This is a genomic window from Cohnella zeiphila (assembly GCF_014212055.1).
GTDB lineage: Bacteria > Bacillota > Bacilli > Paenibacillales > Paenibacillaceae > Cohnella > Cohnella zeiphila.
On the sequence record NZ_JACJVO010000038.1, the window covers coordinates 48,798 to 65,885 of the forward strand.

Here is a 17,088-nt window from a genome sequence, read left to right on the forward strand (position 1 = left end):
GCGAACGAGTTGAACAATCGTATGTCAAACCGGCTGTTCGACGGCATCAATCTGATTCTGCTGACGGTCTCCGTTCTGATCTGCCTGGCGCCCTTCATTCATATCCTGGCGATCTCGTTCAGCTCCAACCGGGCCGTGACGTCCGGGGAAGTGACGCTGCTGCCGGTCGAATTCGATCTTCATGCATATCGGAGCGTATTCTCCGACATGACGATGATTCATTCGCTGGGCTTCACCGTCTTGCTGACGGTGCTGTCGACGGTGCTGTGCATGGCCATGACCATTGCGGCGGGCTATCCGCTGACCAAGCGCGGGCTCAAGGGCAAGAAGTTGATCATGGTCATCATTCTGATCACGATGTTTTTCAGCGGCGGCATTATCCCGGAGTACATTCTGGTGAAGGACCTTCATCTGCTCAACACGATCTGGTCGCTGGTGCTGCCGGGACTGATCAGTCCTTTCTATTTGATCATTCTGATCTCTTTCATGGGCGGCATTCCGGCAAGCCTGGAGGAAGCGGCCGAGATCGACGGAGCGACCCCGCTTGGCATCCTGGTCCGCGTCGTGCTGCCGCTTTCTCTTCCGGTGCTGACGACGCTCAGTCTGTTCTATGCGGTGGGACGATGGAACGGGTTCCAGGACACGCTGCTTTACATTACGAAGTCGGAATTGTATCCGCTGCAGCTCAAGCTGTATCAGCTGGTGCAGAACAACATGATTACGGACTTGACCGCGAACGAAGGGCCGGGCGTCACCCGTGCGGCTCCGGAAAGCTTGAAGGCGGCCAGCGTCATGTTCGCTACCGTTCCGATTTTGCTGGTCTATCCGTGGCTGCAGCGTTATTTCGTCAACGGAGTCATGCTCGGCGCGGTGAAGGGATGAATCGGGCAACACTTACGAATCGGGAGGAGACGACGTGAACATGCATCCGGTTTTTGCAATAAACGACGAATGGGTTCAGAAGGGGCTGGAACGGCAGGTTCTGGACCGCGAAAGCCGCTATTACGGCGGCGTGATCAGCCCGGACAACGGGCTCGCCTCGCCGAACCATTCCACCGGCACGCCGGTGACGATGGCGGTCTGGGCGGCGGCGCTGTGCAATCCGGCCTCGCGGTATTACCGCGACCGCGAACTGATCGGCCGGCTGGAGCTGGCGGCAGGCTACATGCTGCGGGCGCAGCACCCGGACGGGACGATCTCGCCCGGGTTTACGAACTTCCATTCGCCGCCGGACACCGCGTTCGTCGTCGTGGGCTACGCCCAGGTCTGCCAGCTGCTAGAACGGGATGGCGGGGAAGAGACGGCGCAAGCGGCCCGGGACGTTCGGCTGTTCCTGAGACGGACGATTCCGGCGCTCGTGTCCGGAGGCTGTCATACGCCGAACCATCGCTGGGTGCTGTGCGCCGCCCTCGGTTTTCTCCGTCAGCTGTTCGGAGCGCGCGAAGCGGCGGAGCGGGCGGAGCAATGGCTGGCGGAAGGCATGGACATCACGCCGGACGGCGAATGGACTGAACGCAGCAACGGCATCTATAACGCGGTCAGCGACATGATGCTCGCTCATGCGGCCCGGCTGCTGGGGCGGCCGGAGCTGCTGGAGCCGGTGCGCGCCAATCTGCGCATGATGACCTACCTGATCCATCCCGACGGGGACGTCGTGACGGATTATTCCGGACGGCAGGATTTCGGGCAAAGGCACGATCTATCCTCCTACTATTTGCCTTACGCCATGCTGGCCCATGAGGATGCCGACCCTCAGTTCCAGGCGGCGGCGGAGCTGGCGCTCGGGTTCATGAAGCATCCCGGCAGCGCGCCGGCGAACGCCGCCGTCCGGCTGCTGCTGGACGAGCGCCTGCAGCATCGGGCAGTTGAACCTGCGGCGCTGCCGACGGAGTACCGGGTGCTGATCAACGGCGATTTCCCGCGCGAGCGCTATCTGGCGGAGATGGGCGGCGCGGGCCATCAGGGCCGCATCGTCTACAGCCGGCTGCATCCCGACTTCGGGGCGCCCGTTGCGAGAATCCGCCACGGAAGGACCAGCGCGACCGTCAGCGCCGAGACGCCGTCCTTCTTCGCTCTCCGGCATGGCGCCGTGCGGCTGCTTGGCGTTCAAGCCGCTTCTTACTTCGAGCCCGGCTTCGTGCCGATGAACCGCCTGACTCCGACGGAGAACGGTTATCTTCTCGCCGGGGAACAGCAAAAAGGATATTTCGGCCCGGTGCCGTCCTCTCATCTCCCGCCGACGGCCGGCGAACCGGTCAGTCCCTGGTACTTGCTGCCCCACCATCGCCGGCCGCAGACGCACTTGCAGCGTCATCGCGTAGAAGCGGAGGTCCGGGAAACGGAGGACGGGTGGGAAGTGGCGATTCGCGCCTCGGAGCCGGAAGAGACGGTAACGCAACTCTCGCTCGTGCTGGCCGCGGACGGCGTCCTGAGCGGAGGGGATCTCGATCCGGCCGAGGCCGGAACGTGGCTCTGGAAGGGCGGAACGGTGCGTCTGGAAGCGGACGGCGACTGGATGGAGATCGAAGGAGGCGCCCTGGAGCACACGGCGAAGACGGTGCGGGAAGCGAACTATCCGGCGAACTGCCGGACGCTGCTGATCAATCTGGTGACGCCGTTCGAACGGCGGATTCGGATTCGCCTTTCTCCTTCCGCCGATGTGTGAGAATCGGATCGGATGGATGGAGTTCAATCGAGAGAACGAGCAGGAATTTCTCCCCCTAAATAGAAGTGGAAACCTCGGCAAGAAGCGGATGAACAGGAAAACCTCCCGTTATTTCATGCCGCAACTCCTCAAAAGGAGCCAATGAGCATGATGAACGGGAGGTTTTCCCTTTCATTGTGCAAATTTATGATATTTGAGGAAATTAGAAGGAGATTTTCCCCTTGAAATTTCAACGATAGAGCATCTATAAGCTTAGCTCCTCGTACAAGGACGCCGTAAGACGTTATTCTTACAACATATAAGAATTTATAAGTTCCCGGGGCCCCCGCAAAGTACCTGAGTAAGCTTCGGAGCCCAGCGCCACTTTGCGGGGTTGTTTTACAAGGAACCGGAGGATTGCCGGACGATGAGTTCGGAATCGACTTTGAACACCCGTTTCTCGCTGAATTCGTCGGCGTTCATCTGGTCGATGAGCTTCTCGGCGATGACGGCGCCCATCGCGTATTTGGGCTGATTGACGGTCGTCAGGGCCGGCGTGATATATTTGCTGATCCGGTTGTTGTCGACGCCGACGACGGAGAGCTGCTCCGGGATGCGAAGGCCGGCCTCGTCGCACGCCTTGTAAACCCCGAGCGCCATCTCGTCGTTCGCGGCATAGACCGCCGTGAACCCGAGTCCCTTGTCCAGCAGCCGCTTCATCGCCTCGTATCCGCCGCGTTCGTTGAAGTTGCCGTTCTCGACCAGTTCGGGACGGAACGGAATGTGGTGCTCCTTCAACCCTTTCAAATAACCTTCCAACCGTTCGAAGCTGTCGACCGCGTTGGCGTAGCCGCTCAGGAAGACGATATCCCGGTGGCCAAGGGAGACGAGATAATCCACGACTTCCTTCGAGAACTTCACGTTGTCCGTGAAAATGCACGGCACCTTCGGATGTTCGACAGCTCGGCCGATGACGGCGACCTCGTAGCCTTTGTCGGTCAATCGGACGATCTCCTCATCCGCCGTGGAAGGCGTGACGAGAATCATCCCGTCCACCGTCCGGCTCATCAGCAAGCCGAGATACTCCATCTCCTTGTCCTGTTGATTCTCCGCGTCGCAGATGATCACCCGGTATTTGCGGGAATAGGCCATGTTCTCGATGCCTTTGATGATCTCCGCGAAGTAGGAGGCGTTAATATCCGGCACGATGACGCCGATCGTCATCGAACGTTGGGAACGCAAATTTTTGGCGACCGCGTTCGGATGGTAGCCTAGGCTTTCGATGGCCCGCATCACCTTTTCTCTTGTCGACGATTTGACGTAGGAGTGGCCGTTCAGAACGCGGGATACGGTCGCCGGAGAGACGTTCGCTTTGCTTGCAACATCGACGATCTTAATATCCATGGTCATCCTCAACTCTGCATTCAAATTTTTGTTTGACAGGAACTTGTTGAGCCCATTATAATTCAAACTGAAATCGATTTCAATAAAGTTTCAGCGATTCGATTCGGACATGTGCACGAGATTGCAATGTTTGAAAGGGATTGTCGATTCGGAAATGAAATGTGAAATTCTTTTCTTTTGGAAATCGATTTCATTATTGTGCCGGGAGTGATGCGTTTCACAGCCAAAGAACGAATCGACTTGTTCTTTATTTTCCTGTATGGGGTACGGAGGTGCAGCCATGATCGGTTTTTTCAGAGAAGTGGCGAGAAACCGGGTTCTGTTCTTGATGATCGCTCCCGCACTGCTGTTTTTCGCTTTGTTCAGCTACATTCCGATGGTCGGCGTCTATTACGCTTTTACGAACTACAGCTTCGACGGAGGGCTGTTCGGCAGTCCGTTCGTCGGCTTCGACAACTTCAAATTCCTGGTCAGCTCCGGCGAGCTGGTCACGCTGACCCGCAACACGATTCTCTATAACATCGTGTTCATCCTTCTCAGCAATTTCTTGCAGCTGGTCTGCGCGATCTTCCTGGCGGAATTGCCGGGCCGATGGTTCAAGAAGACGTCGCAGTCGGTCATGTTCCTGCCGTTCTTCATCTCGTTCGTTCTTGTGGGCGCTTTCGTGCTCAATCTGTTCAGCTCGCAGAACGGTCTCGTTCCGTCGCTGATGGCGCAGCTCGGCCTTCCCCATTACGACTTCTACATGCATACCGCGCCTTGGAAGTACATCATCGTGTTCTTCCACGTCTGGAAGGGGCTCGGCTACGGGACGGTCATTTATCTGGCGGCGATCATGGGCTTCAGCGAGGAATATTACGAGGCCGCGAAGATCGACGGCGCGAACATCTTCCAGCGGGTGCGGAGCATTACGATCCCGATGCTGGTGCCGACGTTCATCCTGCTCATTCTGCTCAGCCTGGGCGGCATTCTCAAAGGACAGTTCGACCTGTTCTACCAGATCGTCGGCCAGAACGGTTCGCTGTTCAACTCCACGGACATCATCGATACTTACGTCTACCGCTCTCTCGCCGTCAACTTCGACATCGGCATGGGCACGGCGGCCGGATTGTACCAGTCGCTGTTCGGGATGCTGCTTGTGCTCTGCGTCAACTACATCATTCGCAAGACGCGCGAAGATTACGCTTTATTCTAGGGGGACCGGCCAAGATGAAGATGGAAAAATCCACGATCGCGTTCAATGCGATCGGCTACGTATTCCTGTCGATTCTGTCGATCCTGTGCCTGGTTCCGTTCCTGGTTATCATCACGGGCTCGCTCAGCTCGGAGACGGACATTATCGCCTCGGGCTTCCAGCTGATTCCCAAGCATTTCTCGCTGGATGCCTACCGCGCGATGTTCACGAATCCGGCTCAAATCTACCAGGCGTACAAGGTTTCGATCCTGGTGACGGTGGCCGGCACGGCGGTCGGCTTGTTCCTGACCTCGATGGCGGGCTACGTTCTGTCCCGTAAGGAGTTCAAATACCGCAACGGGCTCGCGTTCTACATTTACTTCACCACTTTGTTCAGCGGCGGCCTCATTCCGTGGTATATCCTGATCGTCAACTACCTGGACATGAAGGACACGTACACGTCGCTCGTCGTGCCGGGCTTGCTCAGCGCCTGGAACATCATTCTGATGAAAAACTTCATGAAATCGATTCCAGATTCGATTGTCGAATCCGCCAAGATCGACGGCGCCGGCGATTTCCGGATTTACTTCCGGCTCATCCTGCCGCTCTCCACGCCGGGACTGGCGACGATCGGCCTGTTCATGGCGCTCGGCTATTGGAACGATTGGTTTACCGCCAACCTGTTCATCACGACCGACAGCAAGGTGCCGCTGCAATTCCTGCTCTATAAAATTCTTGCGAGCGCCTCGGTTCTCAAAACGAGCATCGCGGGCAACCTGTCGCCGAACTTCCAGCCGCCGACGGAAACGCTCAAGATGGCGGCGGCGGTCGTCGTCACCGGCCCGATCATTCTGCTCTATCCGTTCTTGCAGCGCTATTTCGTCAAAGGGTTGACGATCGGCGCGGTCAAAGGTTAGAACCGGACCTCCGGCTAACATATATTTATTCTCATTCTTAGGGGGATGCACATGTTACACAAACGTTTGAAGTGGACTTCGGCCGCCGTTCCGCTGACGTTGTCGGCCGCTCTGCTGGCTGCGTGCGGAGGCAATTCGAATAACGGCGGGGCGAGCGCTTCGGCAAGCGCTTCGGCCAGTACGCCGGCAGCGGGCTCGCCGGCGGCCAGCGGAGCTTCGGCCGGCGCTTCGGCTGCCGATACGGCGGCGAAGCCGGATACGTCGAAGAAAGTACAGTTGAACTGGTACGTGCTCGGAGACGCGCATGCGGACACCCCGAAAGTAATGGACGAATGGAACAAGATGCTGGAGAAAGACCTGAACGCGACGGTCAAATTGAACTTCACTTCGTGGAACGACTGGCAGAGCAAATACAACCTGCTGCTCGCATCCGGCGAGAAGATCGATATGGTGTTCGCGTCCAGCTGGGCCAACTACTATAAATATGCGAAACAAGGCGCGTTCATGGACCTGACCGGCCTGCTGCCGACCTACGCGCCGCAGACGTGGAAGGAAGTTCCGCAGGAAGACTGGGATACGGCTACCGTCGGCGGCAAGATCTACGCCGTGCCGAACACGAATCCGGAGTATACGCCGAACGGTCTCGTTTATCGCGAAGACTGGCGCGAGGAGCTGAACCTGCCCGAGATCAAGGACCTGGATTCCCTGGAAGCCTACATGGACGGCGTCAAGAAGAACAAGAAGGGCGTCACTCCGATCGGCGGCAAAGCCTGGAACGAAGTCTATACGCTCTTTACGGATTATTACGACTTCAAGGTCTACGGCGGAGAAGGCAGCGTCATCGCATCCTCTTCCTACGACAACCCGCGCGACATCGTCGAATATCCGTTCACGCCGCAATTCGAAGAATTCGTGAAGCGGATGAAGACGTGGGCGGACAAAGGCTTCTGGGCGTCCAACACGCTGTCGCAGCAGACGGAAGCCGGCGATCTGATCAAGGCCGGAACGGGCGCGATCTACTGGCGGAACGCTCCGGGCGCGGGCGGATTCATCACCGACGTCTCGAAGACGAATCCGGACTACAAGCTCGCCTACTTCCCGTTCACGCGGTTCCATAACTACGCGATTCCGACGCTGCCGATGGCGAACGCGATGGCGATCCCGAAGAGCTCGCAGAATCCGGAGCGGTCGCTCATGGTGCTCGACAAGCTGCGCAACGACCCGACCTACTTCCGTTTGATGACGTACGGCATCGAGGGCACGCACTATTCGCTCGAAGCGGACGGCAAGACGATGGATACGCCTCCGGCCGGCATGACGGTGAGCAAGGACTGGAAGCCTTACGATATTACGAGCTGGGGCTGGCGTTACCAGCCGAACATGCTGCAGACGAAGGGCGGCTGGGACGGCATGGACGCTCTGAACAAAGAGTTCGCCGCCGAGAGCAAGCCGAACATCTTCGATCCGATCACGATGGACTACGAGCCGGTCAAATCGCAAGTGGCGGCCGTCAACCAAGTGTTCAAGCAATACGGGCAGCCGCTGATGATGGGCCTCGTCCCCGATCCGGAGAAAGCGCTGGAAACGTACCGCAGCAAACTGAAAGCGGCCGGCGTCGACAAGATTCTGGATTACGTCAAAGAACAAGCCAACGCTTATTTCGACGAAAAGGGCATTAAGTAACGGTAATCGATTAGCCGACGCGAGAGATGCGGAACGGCCGGCGGGACGAACGCGAGCAGCGGATCGTCCCGCCAAGGTTCCATCGTCTCTCGCTTTTTTCTATCCAGTGAAAGGAGCGAAGTGCATATGGGTACTATCGAAACTTGGCTGACGACGGTCGACGGACGGAAGTTGCTGGATCCGCAAGATCAGGGCGCATCGGCGGCTTCCGGAGACGATCCGGCGTTCGGCGGAAGGCGGATTCGGATCGACGAGGAAGCGCGCCGCCAGCGGATGGAAGGCTTCGGGGCGTCGTTCACCGATGCGTCGGCGTGGCTGGTCGGAGCGCTTCTGGACGAACCTTCGCGCGAGACGGTCATGAAGAAGCTGTTCGACCGGGAGGAAGGCATCGGGCTGACGCTGCTTCGCCAGCCGATCGGCTCCTCCGACTATACGACCAAGGAATACAGCTACGACGACGCTCCGGAGGATGAGGAAGATTTCGAGCTGCGGCGGTTCTCGATCGATCACGACCGGGCTTACATTCTCCCTCTGCTTCGGGAAGCGAAGGCGCTGCGTCCGGATCTGCAGCTGATGGCGTCGCCGTGGAGCCCGCCGGGCTGGATGAAGACGTCGGGGCGAATGATCGCGGGAACGCTGCGTCCGGAGTGCTATCCGGCTTACGCGAACTATTTCGTAGCGTTTCTGAAAGCTTACGAGGCGGAAGGCTTCCGGATTCCGCGGATCACCGTCCAGAACGAGCCGGGCTACGAGCCGAAAGAATATCCGGGCATGATCATGACGGCGGAAGAGCAGTTGACGTTCATCCGCGACCATCTAGGTCCCGCGATCGAGGCTGCAGGGCTTGACACCAAAGTATTGTGTTACGACCACAATTGGGACATTACCGACTATGCGATAAAAGTGCTTGGCGATCCGGCTTGCGCCCGCTATGTAGCGGGCACGGCCTGGCATTGCTACGGCGGCGAGCATGAGGCGATGTCCGTCGTCGGGGATGCTTTTCCCGGGACGGAAATTTGGTTCACGGAAGCGTCGGGCGGCGCGTGGATCCCGCCGTTCCGGGAAGCCTATCTGACGCAGATGAAGCATGTCGTCCGCAGCGTGCGCAACGGCTCGAACTCGGTCGTCTGGTGGAACGTCGCCCTGGACGAGCGCAACGGTCCGACCGTGCTGTCGAACAGCACATGCCGCGGATTGATCCGGATCGATCAAGCGACAAGGGAAGTCACTTACAACCTGGACTATTATACGATGGGCCATATTAGCAAGTTCGTCGTTCCGGGAGCTTATCGCCTCGAATCGACCGACTATCGGGACGAGCTGGAGACGGCCGCGTTCCGCAATCCGGACGGTTCCACCGTTCTGATCGTTTCCAGCCGGACGGAAGAGGAACAGGACATCCGCTTCGAATGCGGCGGCCGCGCTTGGCATTACCGTTTGCCGGGAGAAGCCGCCGTCACGTTTAAATGGTAACTTTTTGCATCACCGGGAGGGAACAGCATTGAACGAAATCATCATGAAAAACGGAATCTTTTATATGAACGGCAAGCGGACGTTTCTGCTCTCGGCGGATTATCCGTATTACCGCGACGATCCCGCGAATTGGGGCGACCGGCTGGAAAAGCTGAAGGCCGCGCACATCGGCATCGTCTCGTTCTACGTTCCGTGGCGGCACCACGCCGTAAACGGACGGATCGACTTCACGGGCGAGACGCGGCCGAACCGCAACGTCAAGGCGTTCATCCGCCTGTGCGCGGAGAAAGGGCTGCTCGCGCTTCTCAAGCCCGGCCCGTTCATCCACGCGGAGACCGACTACGGCGGTCTGCCGGACTTCGTCAGCCCGGAGCAGGCCGAGGCGATCGATCCGATGCTGAATGGCCGTGGCGAGCGGAGAAAATGGCACAAGGAGCTTCCCGCGCCGACCGATCCGGCGTTCGAGGGCATGGTGCGGGATTGGTTCGGGATCGTGGACCGCGAGCTGATCCGGCCGAACGCTTACCCTGCGGGACCGATCGTCGCGCTGCAAATTTTGAACGAAGGCGTCTATTCCGACGCCCAGCACGAAGTGACGGACTACGACTACTCGGTCAGCTCCAAAGCCCGTTTCCGTCAATTCATCGAGCGGAAGTACGGTTCGATCGCAAGCTATAACGAGGCGCACCGGACCGAATTCGCGGACTACGAAGAGATCGAGCCGCCGGCGGCACCGGGGAATGTGGAGAAGGAAGAGGACCTGCTCGCGTATCTAGATTGGGCGGAGTACCAGTCGGACTACATGCGGCGGCTGTACGAGGAGTGGGGCGCCGCGATCCGGACGGAGCTGCCGTACATTCTGAACCTGAATCCGCCGCACGATCGGCCGGAGGGCTACGACGACTGGTTCAACCGGCTGGAGATCGAGAAGTTCGCGGGCCAGAACTACGGCTACACGAACTGGATCGGCGTCGTCTCCCACGACGCGTCGGCGTTCAACCGATATCTGCTGCTGACGAAGCGGGGGCGCGGCCCGAACCTGGAGGAGAACTGGGGCTTCTCGAAGCTGTACGATTACCGGTACCGCTACACGGCCATTCCGTTCTTCCAGACGGTCATGGCGGTGGCGGGCGGAGCGACGGGCTACAATATTTACACCGCCGTCGGGACCGACCAGTGGGACGACGGCATCGACACGATGCAGGAGAAGCCGTATCCGGACTGCTCGCCGATCGGCGAGACGGGCGAGTTGACGCCGAAGTACCGCTCGATGAAGCTGCTCAACCGCTACTTCGCGCGGTTCGGCGAAGAGCTGCTCGGCTGCGAGTCGCCGATGCCGGTCGCATGGGGCGTCTACAACGGCTACGCGCAGCTCGCCTGTTGGGGCATGGACGAGCGGATCGCGAAGCTGGGCCGCCGGCCGGCCCACGTCGGCAAAGACGGCTTCGACCGGTTCCAGGCCGCGGTGCGGAGCGTCAATATGGACTATGCGATGCTGAACCTGGCCGACGGCGCGCCTTCCGCGGAGCGTTACCCGGTCCTCGCGTTGGCCGGCGGGTTCTTCATGGCGGAGCAGGTGCAGCGCGATCTGGCGGCGTATGTGAGAAGCGGCGGCAAGCTGGCGCTCGTGGGAGATGTTCCCGCGCTGGATGAGCGGATGCGGCCTTGCGCCACGCTGCGGGAAGCGCTTTTCGGTGAGGCGCCGCCGAAGGATGGCGTTTATGCCGTCGGGACCGGCGCGGTCGCCTACCGGGAAGCGAACCTGTTGGCGGCGGAGGGGTCCTCCGGAGCGTTCCTGGAATTGCTGGCGGAGCTCGGCGCGAAGCCGGAGCTGGAGTCGGACGCCCAGGTTTGGGTGCACCGGGACGGCGAGCGCGATATAAGTCATTTCTTCGTTCTGGGGCTGAAGGAAGAGGCGTGGACCTACAGGGTCCGGCATGGGGACGTCGAGCTCGAAGTCCGGCTGCCGGCGAAGTCTTCCGCCATTGTCCGCGTAGAAGGCGGACGGCTGGCCGCCGGCGTCGTGAAGGGGCTGCACGAATTCGAGCAGTCGTACGCCGCGCCGCAGATCCGCTGCGGAGACCGGACGGTGGAGGCCGACGCGCCTTGCGATCTTTATTTCGAACGGACGGATTCCTCGGAGCCGGAATGGGAAGCGGTCGGTCTGAACCCGGATGACGAGATTCGCGTTCGGAGCCTATGAGTAATCGGTCAAAAGTATGGAGTCGTTCCCTTGGGACGGCTTCTCGCTTTTTTTGGATGAAGGCTCGGTTGAAGAAAACGGCCGCCGCTGTGTAAAATAGGGAAATGAAGATGGGGAGGCGATCGGGATGACGCGGAAGCGCTGGTGGATCACGGGCGGGCAAGTCGTGCTGCCGGACCGGACGGAGGTAGCGGACGTGGCGATCCGGGACGGGCGGATCGAACGGATCGCTCCGGGCGGTTCGGCGCCCGCCGAGGAGGAAGCGCTGGACGCGAATGGGGCATGGGTGCTCCCCGGGCTTGTCGATCTGCACTGCGACGCGATCGAGAAGGAGGTCGAGCCTCGTCCGAACACTTTTTTTCCGATGGAGATGGCTTTCCTGCAATACGAACGGAAGCTCGCCGCGCACGGCATCACGACGATGTACCACTCGTTGTCGCTGGGAACCGGCCTGAGTCTGCGGGGAGAGAACTTTCTGTCGGACCTCGTCCGGTTGATCGACCGGATGCGGCGAGAGCGGGGAATGATCCGACACCGGGTTCATCTGCGTTACGAAATTTCGTACTTGTCCGGATTGCCCTTGGCTCAGCAATTTCTTCGGGAAGGGCTTGTCCATTACCTGTCTTTCATGGATCATGCGCCGGGAATCGGGCAGTATAAGCGGCCGGGGGCTTTCGAGCGCTACGTGATGAAAAACCAAGGAGTGGACTTGCAGGAAGTCGGACGGATCGTCGAGGAGCTGGAGGAACGGCGGAGCCGGATCGATCGGGAAGCGCTAAAGGCGCTGGCGGCCGAAGCGAAGCGGCTCGGGCTCGCGATCGCGTCGCACGACGACGATACGCCGGACCAAGTGGACCGGTCGATCTCTTTGGGCGCGAATGTGACCGAATTCCCGCTGAATCTCGAGACGGCGGTTTATGCGGAACAGAAGGGGCTTTACGTATGCGTAGGAGCTCCGAATATCGTGAGGGGAGGCTCGCACGACCGCAATTTGTCGGCGATCGACGCGGTGAAGGCGGGGGCGGCGCATATGATTTGCTCCGACTACCACCCGGCTTCGATGCTGCAAGCGATCTTCATGCTGGAAGCGCAGGGCGTGCCGCTTCCGGAAGCTGTCGCCATGGCGACGCTGCAGCCGGCCCGGGCGCTCGGGCTGGAAGGCGAGCTCGGCTCGCTTCAGCCCGGCAAGCGGGCCGATCTGCTGATCGTGCGCAAGGTAAGCGGGCATCCGGTAGCAAGCCGGACGGTCGTTCAGGGAACGGTCGTGCAGCAGACGAAGGATTACGAGTTCGGCGAAGAGTTTTGAATTTGATCGTGCAAGGTTTTGACCATTCGTTGCCGGTCTTCGGCCGCGCTGTGCTGCCAGATGATCTCGAACAGCACGCCCAGGCCGGGCAGCGTCACTTCCGCGTTGCCGATCGAATCCTGGATCACTTCCTGGAGCTCGGCGTCGTTCTTGTCCTCGACCCGCTTGATAATGGCTTCCCGCAAGCTCATGGTTGCCGCCACAGCCAAACCTCCTCGTGTGTGGTGATCGTGGGTGATGGGGCGATTCGTGCCGTGCCGGATTAGAGTTCCCTCCGGTGCGGCCGGTTATGCCGACGGCTCCGGGAGAGGGTTCGGCGGAACGGGGCCGGAATTGTGGTATAATGTAGCAAGAAGAGCGAACGGGTAAGGGAGAGATCATGTTTCATGGCCAAAAAGCAATTCGCCATTATCGGGCTCGGCCGCTTCGGATCGAGCATTGCGAAATTTCTGTCGGAGATGGGTTACGAGGTGCTGGCGGTCGACGAAGATGCCGAACGCGTCCAGGACGTCGCCCATATCGTCACGCATGCCGTTTCGGCCGATTCGACGGACGAGGAAGCGATGCGGGCGCTCGGCATCCGCAATTTCGACGTGGTCGTCGTCGCGATCGGACAAGATATCCAGTCGAGCATTCTGACGACGCTGATCCTGAAAGATATGGGCGTTTCGAACATCATCGTCAAAGCGCAGTCGGAACTGCACGGGAAGGTGCTCAACAAGATCGGCGCCGACAAGGTGATTTTCCCGGAACGGGATATGGGACTGCGCGTCGCCCACCACCTGATCTCCCCGAACATTCTCGAGCATATCGAACTGTCGACGGACCACAGCATCGTCGACATGAAGCTGCCGACCGCGTTGTACGGCAAAAACTTGAAGCAGCTCGATATTCGGGCCAAGTACAACTGCAACGTGCTGGCGATCAAACGCGGCGAAGACATGGACATCGCCCCGCGTCCGGACGAGCCGCTCCGGGAGAACGACGTTCTGGTCATCGTCGGCCGCAACGAGCACTTGAACAAGCTGGAGCAGGCGTATGCCCAGCCTTGAGCCCGCGATCGTCTCGGCCGCCAATCCCCGCGTGAAGGGATGGGCCAAGCTATCGGAGCGAAAGTACAGGGAGCGCGAAGGCAGGTTCCTGATCGATGGCGTCCACTTGGTCGCGGAAGCGCTGGCGGCGGGCTGGCCGCTCGAGCACGTCGCATACGAAGAGGGACTCGGCATTCCCCCAGAGCTGCAAGCTTTGGCGGATTCCGTTAGCGGACCGACCTGGATTCCGGTCTCTCCGGACGTCATCGCGAGGTGCGCCGGTACCGAGACGCCTCAGCCGGTCTTCGCGGTCGCCCGGAAGAAGGAGCATGCGCCGGACGCGTTATGGGCCGGAGGGAACGGCGGACCGGTGGTCGCGCTGGACGGCGTGCAGGATCCCGGCAACGTCGGCACCATCGTCCGCAGCGCCGCCGCCAGCGGTGCCGCCGCCATCGTGCTCGGGCGGGGAACCGCCGATCTGTACAACGCGAAGACGCTTCGCGCTACGATGGGAACCTTGTTCCATATCCCGGTGCTGGAAGCGGACCTGACGGCGCTGCTTCCGGAGGCGCGGAAGCGGGGGGCGAAAGTATACGGCACCAGCCTCCGGGCCGCGGCCAGCTGCTACGACTGCGACTTGGCCGGCCCAGGCACATGGCTCGTCTTCGGCAACGAAGGAAGCGGCCTCTCGCCGGAGGTCGAGAATTCGGTCGACCAGGCGATCATCATTCCGATGACCGGCCAAGCGGAATCGCTCAACGTCGCCATGGCGGCTACCGTTCTGCTGTTCGAATCGCAGCGTCAGCGGAAATTTACATAATTTCTATTATAAGATGTGAGTTGTAATTCACTTTGTCACTAGTTGGAACGTTGTTTGTCACAGAGCGGATAATTCAAGATAGCCTGATTTCCTTGATTTAATAAGGATATTCTTTCGCGTATCTGAGAGGGAGAGTTAGTGGATCCATTAATCTCACAAGTCGTGGAAGAGTTGGCTGAACTGAGTTACCCGCCGGCGAAGTTGATTTATTCTCATGGAATGAACCTCCTAAAAGGTTTTGGATGGCACCCTGCGAGGATTCAAGTGGCATGGCAGACCTCAAACATCATGATTTCCAGACGTGGCGTCCTAATCGCTGCGAGTGCGACCGCAGCAGTAGCGGCCGCGCCCGTCCACGCTGCTGATCGACCTAAGGATAATGGAAGGATGGGACATTTGAAACGCATATCGTTCAAAAACCGAAGCATCGACGTTGCGGGAAATATCCATCTCCCGAATGGCTTCGATGCGAGCAAGACATACGCGGCAATCGTGCTCGCCACTCCGGGTAGCAGTGTTAAAGAGCAGATCGGGGCGATCTATGCGGAAAAGCTCGCAGAGCGCGGCTTCGTCGCCCTTACTTTCGATCCGTCATATCAGGGCGACAGTGGCGGCGTGCCCCGTGATCTGGAAGACCCGGCGGTTCGTGTCGAGGACATTCGCTGCGCCGTTGATTATCTCATGACAGAGCCATTTGTGGACGAGGAACGGGTCGGCCTGCTCGGCATCTGTGCTGGCGGGGGCTATGCAATCAACGCGGCGCTTACCGAACACCGATTCAGGGCAATTGGAACGGTCGTCGCCAACGACATCGGCAGTGCTTTCCGGCAGATGCAGCCTAAGGAAGAGCTTCTCAAGAAGCTTAAGGATGTTGGCAAGCAGCGCACTGCCGAAGCGCGAGGTGGCGAGCCGCGGCGCGATCCCTGGATTCCAGACAGCCTGAAAGAGGCCGAGGCGGCAGGGATCAGGGACCCGGAGGTGTTTGAAGCAGTCAAATTCTATCGGGAATCGTCCTACCGCCATCCCAACTCGACCAATCGCTTGCTCTTTTCGAGCTACGCCGAACTGCTCAGCTTCGACGCTTTCCATCTGGTGCCTGAGCTGCTGACCCAACCGCTTCAGGTCGTCGTTGGCGGAAAACGCGGCAATACCGGTCAATTTGAGGCCGGGCACCGGCTGTTCGATCTCTCTCCCGCTGCCGACAAGGACATCTTCGTGGTCGAGGGCGCCGGTCACTACGACATGTATTACAAGCCCGAATACGTGAATCCCGCGATCGACCGTCTTGTGCTCTTCTACTCGAAGCACCTGAGCGCGTAAGGCGAGGAGCCAGGCATATCCATCACCGAAGCAGTCTCTATCCAACACCCCTCCGCTTTGTTCATCGGCGGCGAATGGGTCGACCCCTCAAGCTCCTCGCGCTTCGATGTGATCAATTCAGCGACGGAGGACGTATTTGCCACCTTCGCGGAAGCGCAGGCCGATGATGTCGAACGAGCCGTCACGGCGGCACGCAAGGCATTCGACAAGGGTCCCTGGCCTCGGATGACACACAACGAACGGGCCCGGCTATCTGCGTGCTTTGGGCGCTGAATTTGACGCTCGCGCCTCCGAGGTGGCGCGGGCATGGACTCTGGAAGCCGGACTCATCCACCATATGGCGGTAGCCAACGCGGATGGCGTCGGCGCGGTTTATGCCGCCTACGCCGATCTTGCCAAAAGCTTTCCCTTCATAGAGGAGCACAAACCGCAGGCCGGCAATGTCGGCCGGGTGTGGGCGGGCTTACATCACAGTTCTTGAAATAGGGGATGGTGCTTTGCGGTAGCAAAGCGTCCTTTTATTTCGCGTTGTGGGTAACCCCGCTTGCAGGTGTGCGTTATCCACAGGCGGTTGTGGTGCTCGAATGCTGACGCTACATTGTGGAGCGCGGCCTGATGGAGCTGTGCCGCAGGGCGGACGTAGCCGGTCTCCTGGCTCGAACTTAGAAAAAGCATAGGAGCGCTTCCCCCGCGGGGCCGTTGTCTTTCCGATCGCGCCGTGCTGGCCGAATCCGGAGTGACCAGAGTACATCACAAAGTTATCGGGTGAGCCCGCGGCGTGGTTACGGTCATTGTTCTTTTAACTTCATCACGCATTACTGCTTTAATGCTGTGACGCTTTAACGTTCTACTCCACAAAATCAGGATTTTTACATATGTCCGTTTTATTTGGAAGCTTCCTTTGTCGCCAATCTATGGAAGGTACTCATAAAAGTGCACCATGAAGGGATTGATTCCTTCATGGCGCTAGAGGCCGTGATGCCTGGGATAAACTTGTATCCTCTATTGAAGTGCTCAAACTTGACGATTGTAACGAAATTTTGTCCTATCTGAGAGGCTGTGTAAATCGCATGATGTTTTTAGCCTCTCAGTTGAATCTCATAATCTGTAACA

The 17,088-nt window shown here is 59.2% G+C and carries 14 protein-coding genes; 12 read left to right on the forward strand and 2 right to left on the reverse strand.

Annotated features, from left to right (window positions below):
• The first annotated feature begins 9 nt into the window (after positions 1-9).
• Both H7C18_RS28640 and H7C18_RS28645 read left to right on the forward strand, forming a co-directional pair.
• Positions 10-882 (forward strand): carbohydrate ABC transporter permease, encoded by an 873-nt coding sequence (locus tag H7C18_RS28640; protein WP_185132547.1) that lies wholly within the window; start codon positions 10-12, stop codon positions 880-882.
• A 40-nt stretch (positions 883-922) separates the two neighbouring features.
• Positions 923-2,665, forward strand: coding sequence for a hypothetical protein (locus tag H7C18_RS28645; protein ID WP_185132561.1), 1,743 nt, complete (start codon positions 923-925; stop codon positions 2,663-2,665).
• 378 nt (positions 2,666-3,043) lie between these two features.
• On the opposite strand, the gene H7C18_RS28650 is transcribed toward H7C18_RS28645, so the two are convergent.
• Complete coding sequence (locus H7C18_RS28650) at positions 3,044-4,048, reverse strand: LacI family DNA-binding transcriptional regulator (protein ID WP_185132548.1); 1,005 nt, start codon at positions 4,046-4,048, stop codon at positions 3,044-3,046.
• A gap of 280 nt (positions 4,049-4,328) precedes the next feature.
• Here H7C18_RS28650 and H7C18_RS28655 point away from each other — a divergent pair, with 280 nt between their 5' ends.
• From H7C18_RS28655 to H7C18_RS28680, 6 genes are all read left to right on the forward strand, one after another.
• The gene (locus H7C18_RS28655; RefSeq protein WP_185132549.1) at positions 4,329-5,243 is read left to right on the forward strand and encodes an ABC transporter permease; all 915 of its coding nucleotides are present in this window, start codon (positions 4,329-4,331) and stop codon (positions 5,241-5,243) included.
• Positions 5,244-5,257: 14 nt separating this feature from the next.
• Positions 5,258-6,139 carry a carbohydrate ABC transporter permease gene (locus tag H7C18_RS28660; protein ID WP_185132550.1) on the forward strand — a complete coding sequence of 294 codons (882 nt, stop codon included), beginning with the start codon at positions 5,258-5,260 and terminating at the stop codon, positions 6,137-6,139.
• Positions 6,140-6,190: 51 nt separating this feature from the next.
• The gene (locus tag H7C18_RS28665; RefSeq protein ID WP_185132551.1) at positions 6,191-7,822 is read left to right on the forward strand and encodes an extracellular solute-binding protein; all 1,632 of its coding nucleotides are present in this window, start codon (positions 6,191-6,193) and stop codon (positions 7,820-7,822) included.
• Positions 7,823-7,948: 126 nt separating this feature from the next.
• On the forward strand, positions 7,949-9,295 hold the full coding sequence (locus H7C18_RS28670; RefSeq protein WP_185132552.1) for a glycoside hydrolase family 30 protein: 1,347 nt from the start codon (positions 7,949-7,951) through the stop codon (positions 9,293-9,295).
• 28 nt (positions 9,296-9,323) lie between these two features.
• Positions 9,324-11,498 carry a beta-galactosidase gene (locus H7C18_RS28675; protein ID WP_185132553.1) on the forward strand — a complete coding sequence of 725 codons (2,175 nt, stop codon included), beginning with the start codon at positions 9,324-9,326 and terminating at the stop codon, positions 11,496-11,498.
• A gap of 127 nt (positions 11,499-11,625) precedes the next feature.
• Positions 11,626-12,804: an alpha-D-ribose 1-methylphosphonate 5-triphosphate diphosphatase gene (locus H7C18_RS28680; RefSeq protein WP_185132554.1), complete on the forward strand. Its 1,179-nt coding sequence runs from the start codon at positions 11,626-11,628 to the stop codon at positions 12,802-12,804.
• Here H7C18_RS28680 and sspI read toward each other — a convergent pair.
• A complete protein-coding gene (sspI, locus tag H7C18_RS28685) occupies positions 12,780-13,007 on the reverse strand; it encodes a small acid-soluble spore protein SspI (protein WP_337913919.1) in 228 nt (75 codons plus the stop codon). The two genes, H7C18_RS28680 and sspI, sit on opposite strands and share 25 nt — an antisense overlap.
• Before the next feature lie 183 nt (positions 13,008-13,190).
• On the opposite strand from sspI, the gene H7C18_RS28690 reads away from it, so the two are divergent.
• From H7C18_RS28690 to H7C18_RS28705, 4 genes are all read left to right on the forward strand, one after another.
• A complete protein-coding gene (locus H7C18_RS28690) occupies positions 13,191-13,856 on the forward strand; it encodes a potassium channel family protein (protein WP_185132555.1) in 666 nt (221 codons plus the stop codon).
• Positions 13,843-14,655, forward strand: a complete 813-nt coding sequence (locus H7C18_RS28695) for a TrmH family RNA methyltransferase (RefSeq protein WP_185132556.1) — start codon at positions 13,843-13,845, stop codon at positions 14,653-14,655. The genes H7C18_RS28690 and H7C18_RS28695 overlap by 14 nt, the downstream gene beginning before the upstream one ends.
• Before the next feature lie 387 nt (positions 14,656-15,042).
• Positions 15,043-15,975 carry an alpha/beta hydrolase gene (locus H7C18_RS28700; protein ID WP_185132557.1) on the forward strand — a complete coding sequence of 311 codons (933 nt, stop codon included), beginning with the start codon at positions 15,043-15,045 and terminating at the stop codon, positions 15,973-15,975.
• 57 nt (positions 15,976-16,032) lie between these two features.
• On the forward strand, positions 16,033-16,248 hold the full coding sequence (locus tag H7C18_RS28705) for an aldehyde dehydrogenase family protein (protein WP_185132558.1): 216 nt from the start codon (positions 16,033-16,035) through the stop codon (positions 16,246-16,248).
• The last annotated feature ends 840 nt before the right edge of the window (positions 16,249-17,088 follow it).

Excerpts from the sequence above, each read along its gene's own strand:
- H7C18_RS28690 (WP_185132555.1), top strand. The coding sequence starts at position 13,191 with ATGGCCAAAAAGCAATTCGCCATTATCGGGCTCGGCCGCTTCGGATCG.
- H7C18_RS28680 (WP_185132554.1), top strand. The coding sequence starts at position 11,626 with ATGACGCGGAAGCGCTGGTGGATCACGGGCGGGCAAGTCGTGCTGCCG.
- H7C18_RS28650 (WP_185132548.1), bottom strand. The coding sequence starts at position 4,048 with ATGGATATTAAGATCGTCGATGTTGCAAGCAAAGCGAACGTCTCTCCG.
- H7C18_RS28645 (WP_185132561.1), top strand. The coding sequence starts at position 923 with ATGCATCCGGTTTTTGCAATAAACGACGAATGGGTTCAGAAGGGGCTG.
- H7C18_RS28660 (WP_185132550.1), top strand. The coding sequence starts at position 5,258 with ATGAAGATGGAAAAATCCACGATCGCGTTCAATGCGATCGGCTACGTA.
- H7C18_RS28655 (WP_185132549.1), top strand. The coding sequence starts at position 4,329 with ATGATCGGTTTTTTCAGAGAAGTGGCGAGAAACCGGGTTCTGTTCTTG.
- H7C18_RS28700 (WP_185132557.1), top strand. The coding sequence starts at position 15,043 with ATGGGACATTTGAAACGCATATCGTTCAAAAACCGAAGCATCGACGTT.
- H7C18_RS28670 (WP_185132552.1), top strand. The coding sequence starts at position 7,949 with ATGGGTACTATCGAAACTTGGCTGACGACGGTCGACGGACGGAAGTTG.
- H7C18_RS28665 (WP_185132551.1), top strand. The coding sequence starts at position 6,191 with ATGTTACACAAACGTTTGAAGTGGACTTCGGCCGCCGTTCCGCTGACG.
- H7C18_RS28695 (WP_185132556.1), top strand. The coding sequence starts at position 13,843 with ATGCCCAGCCTTGAGCCCGCGATCGTCTCGGCCGCCAATCCCCGCGTG.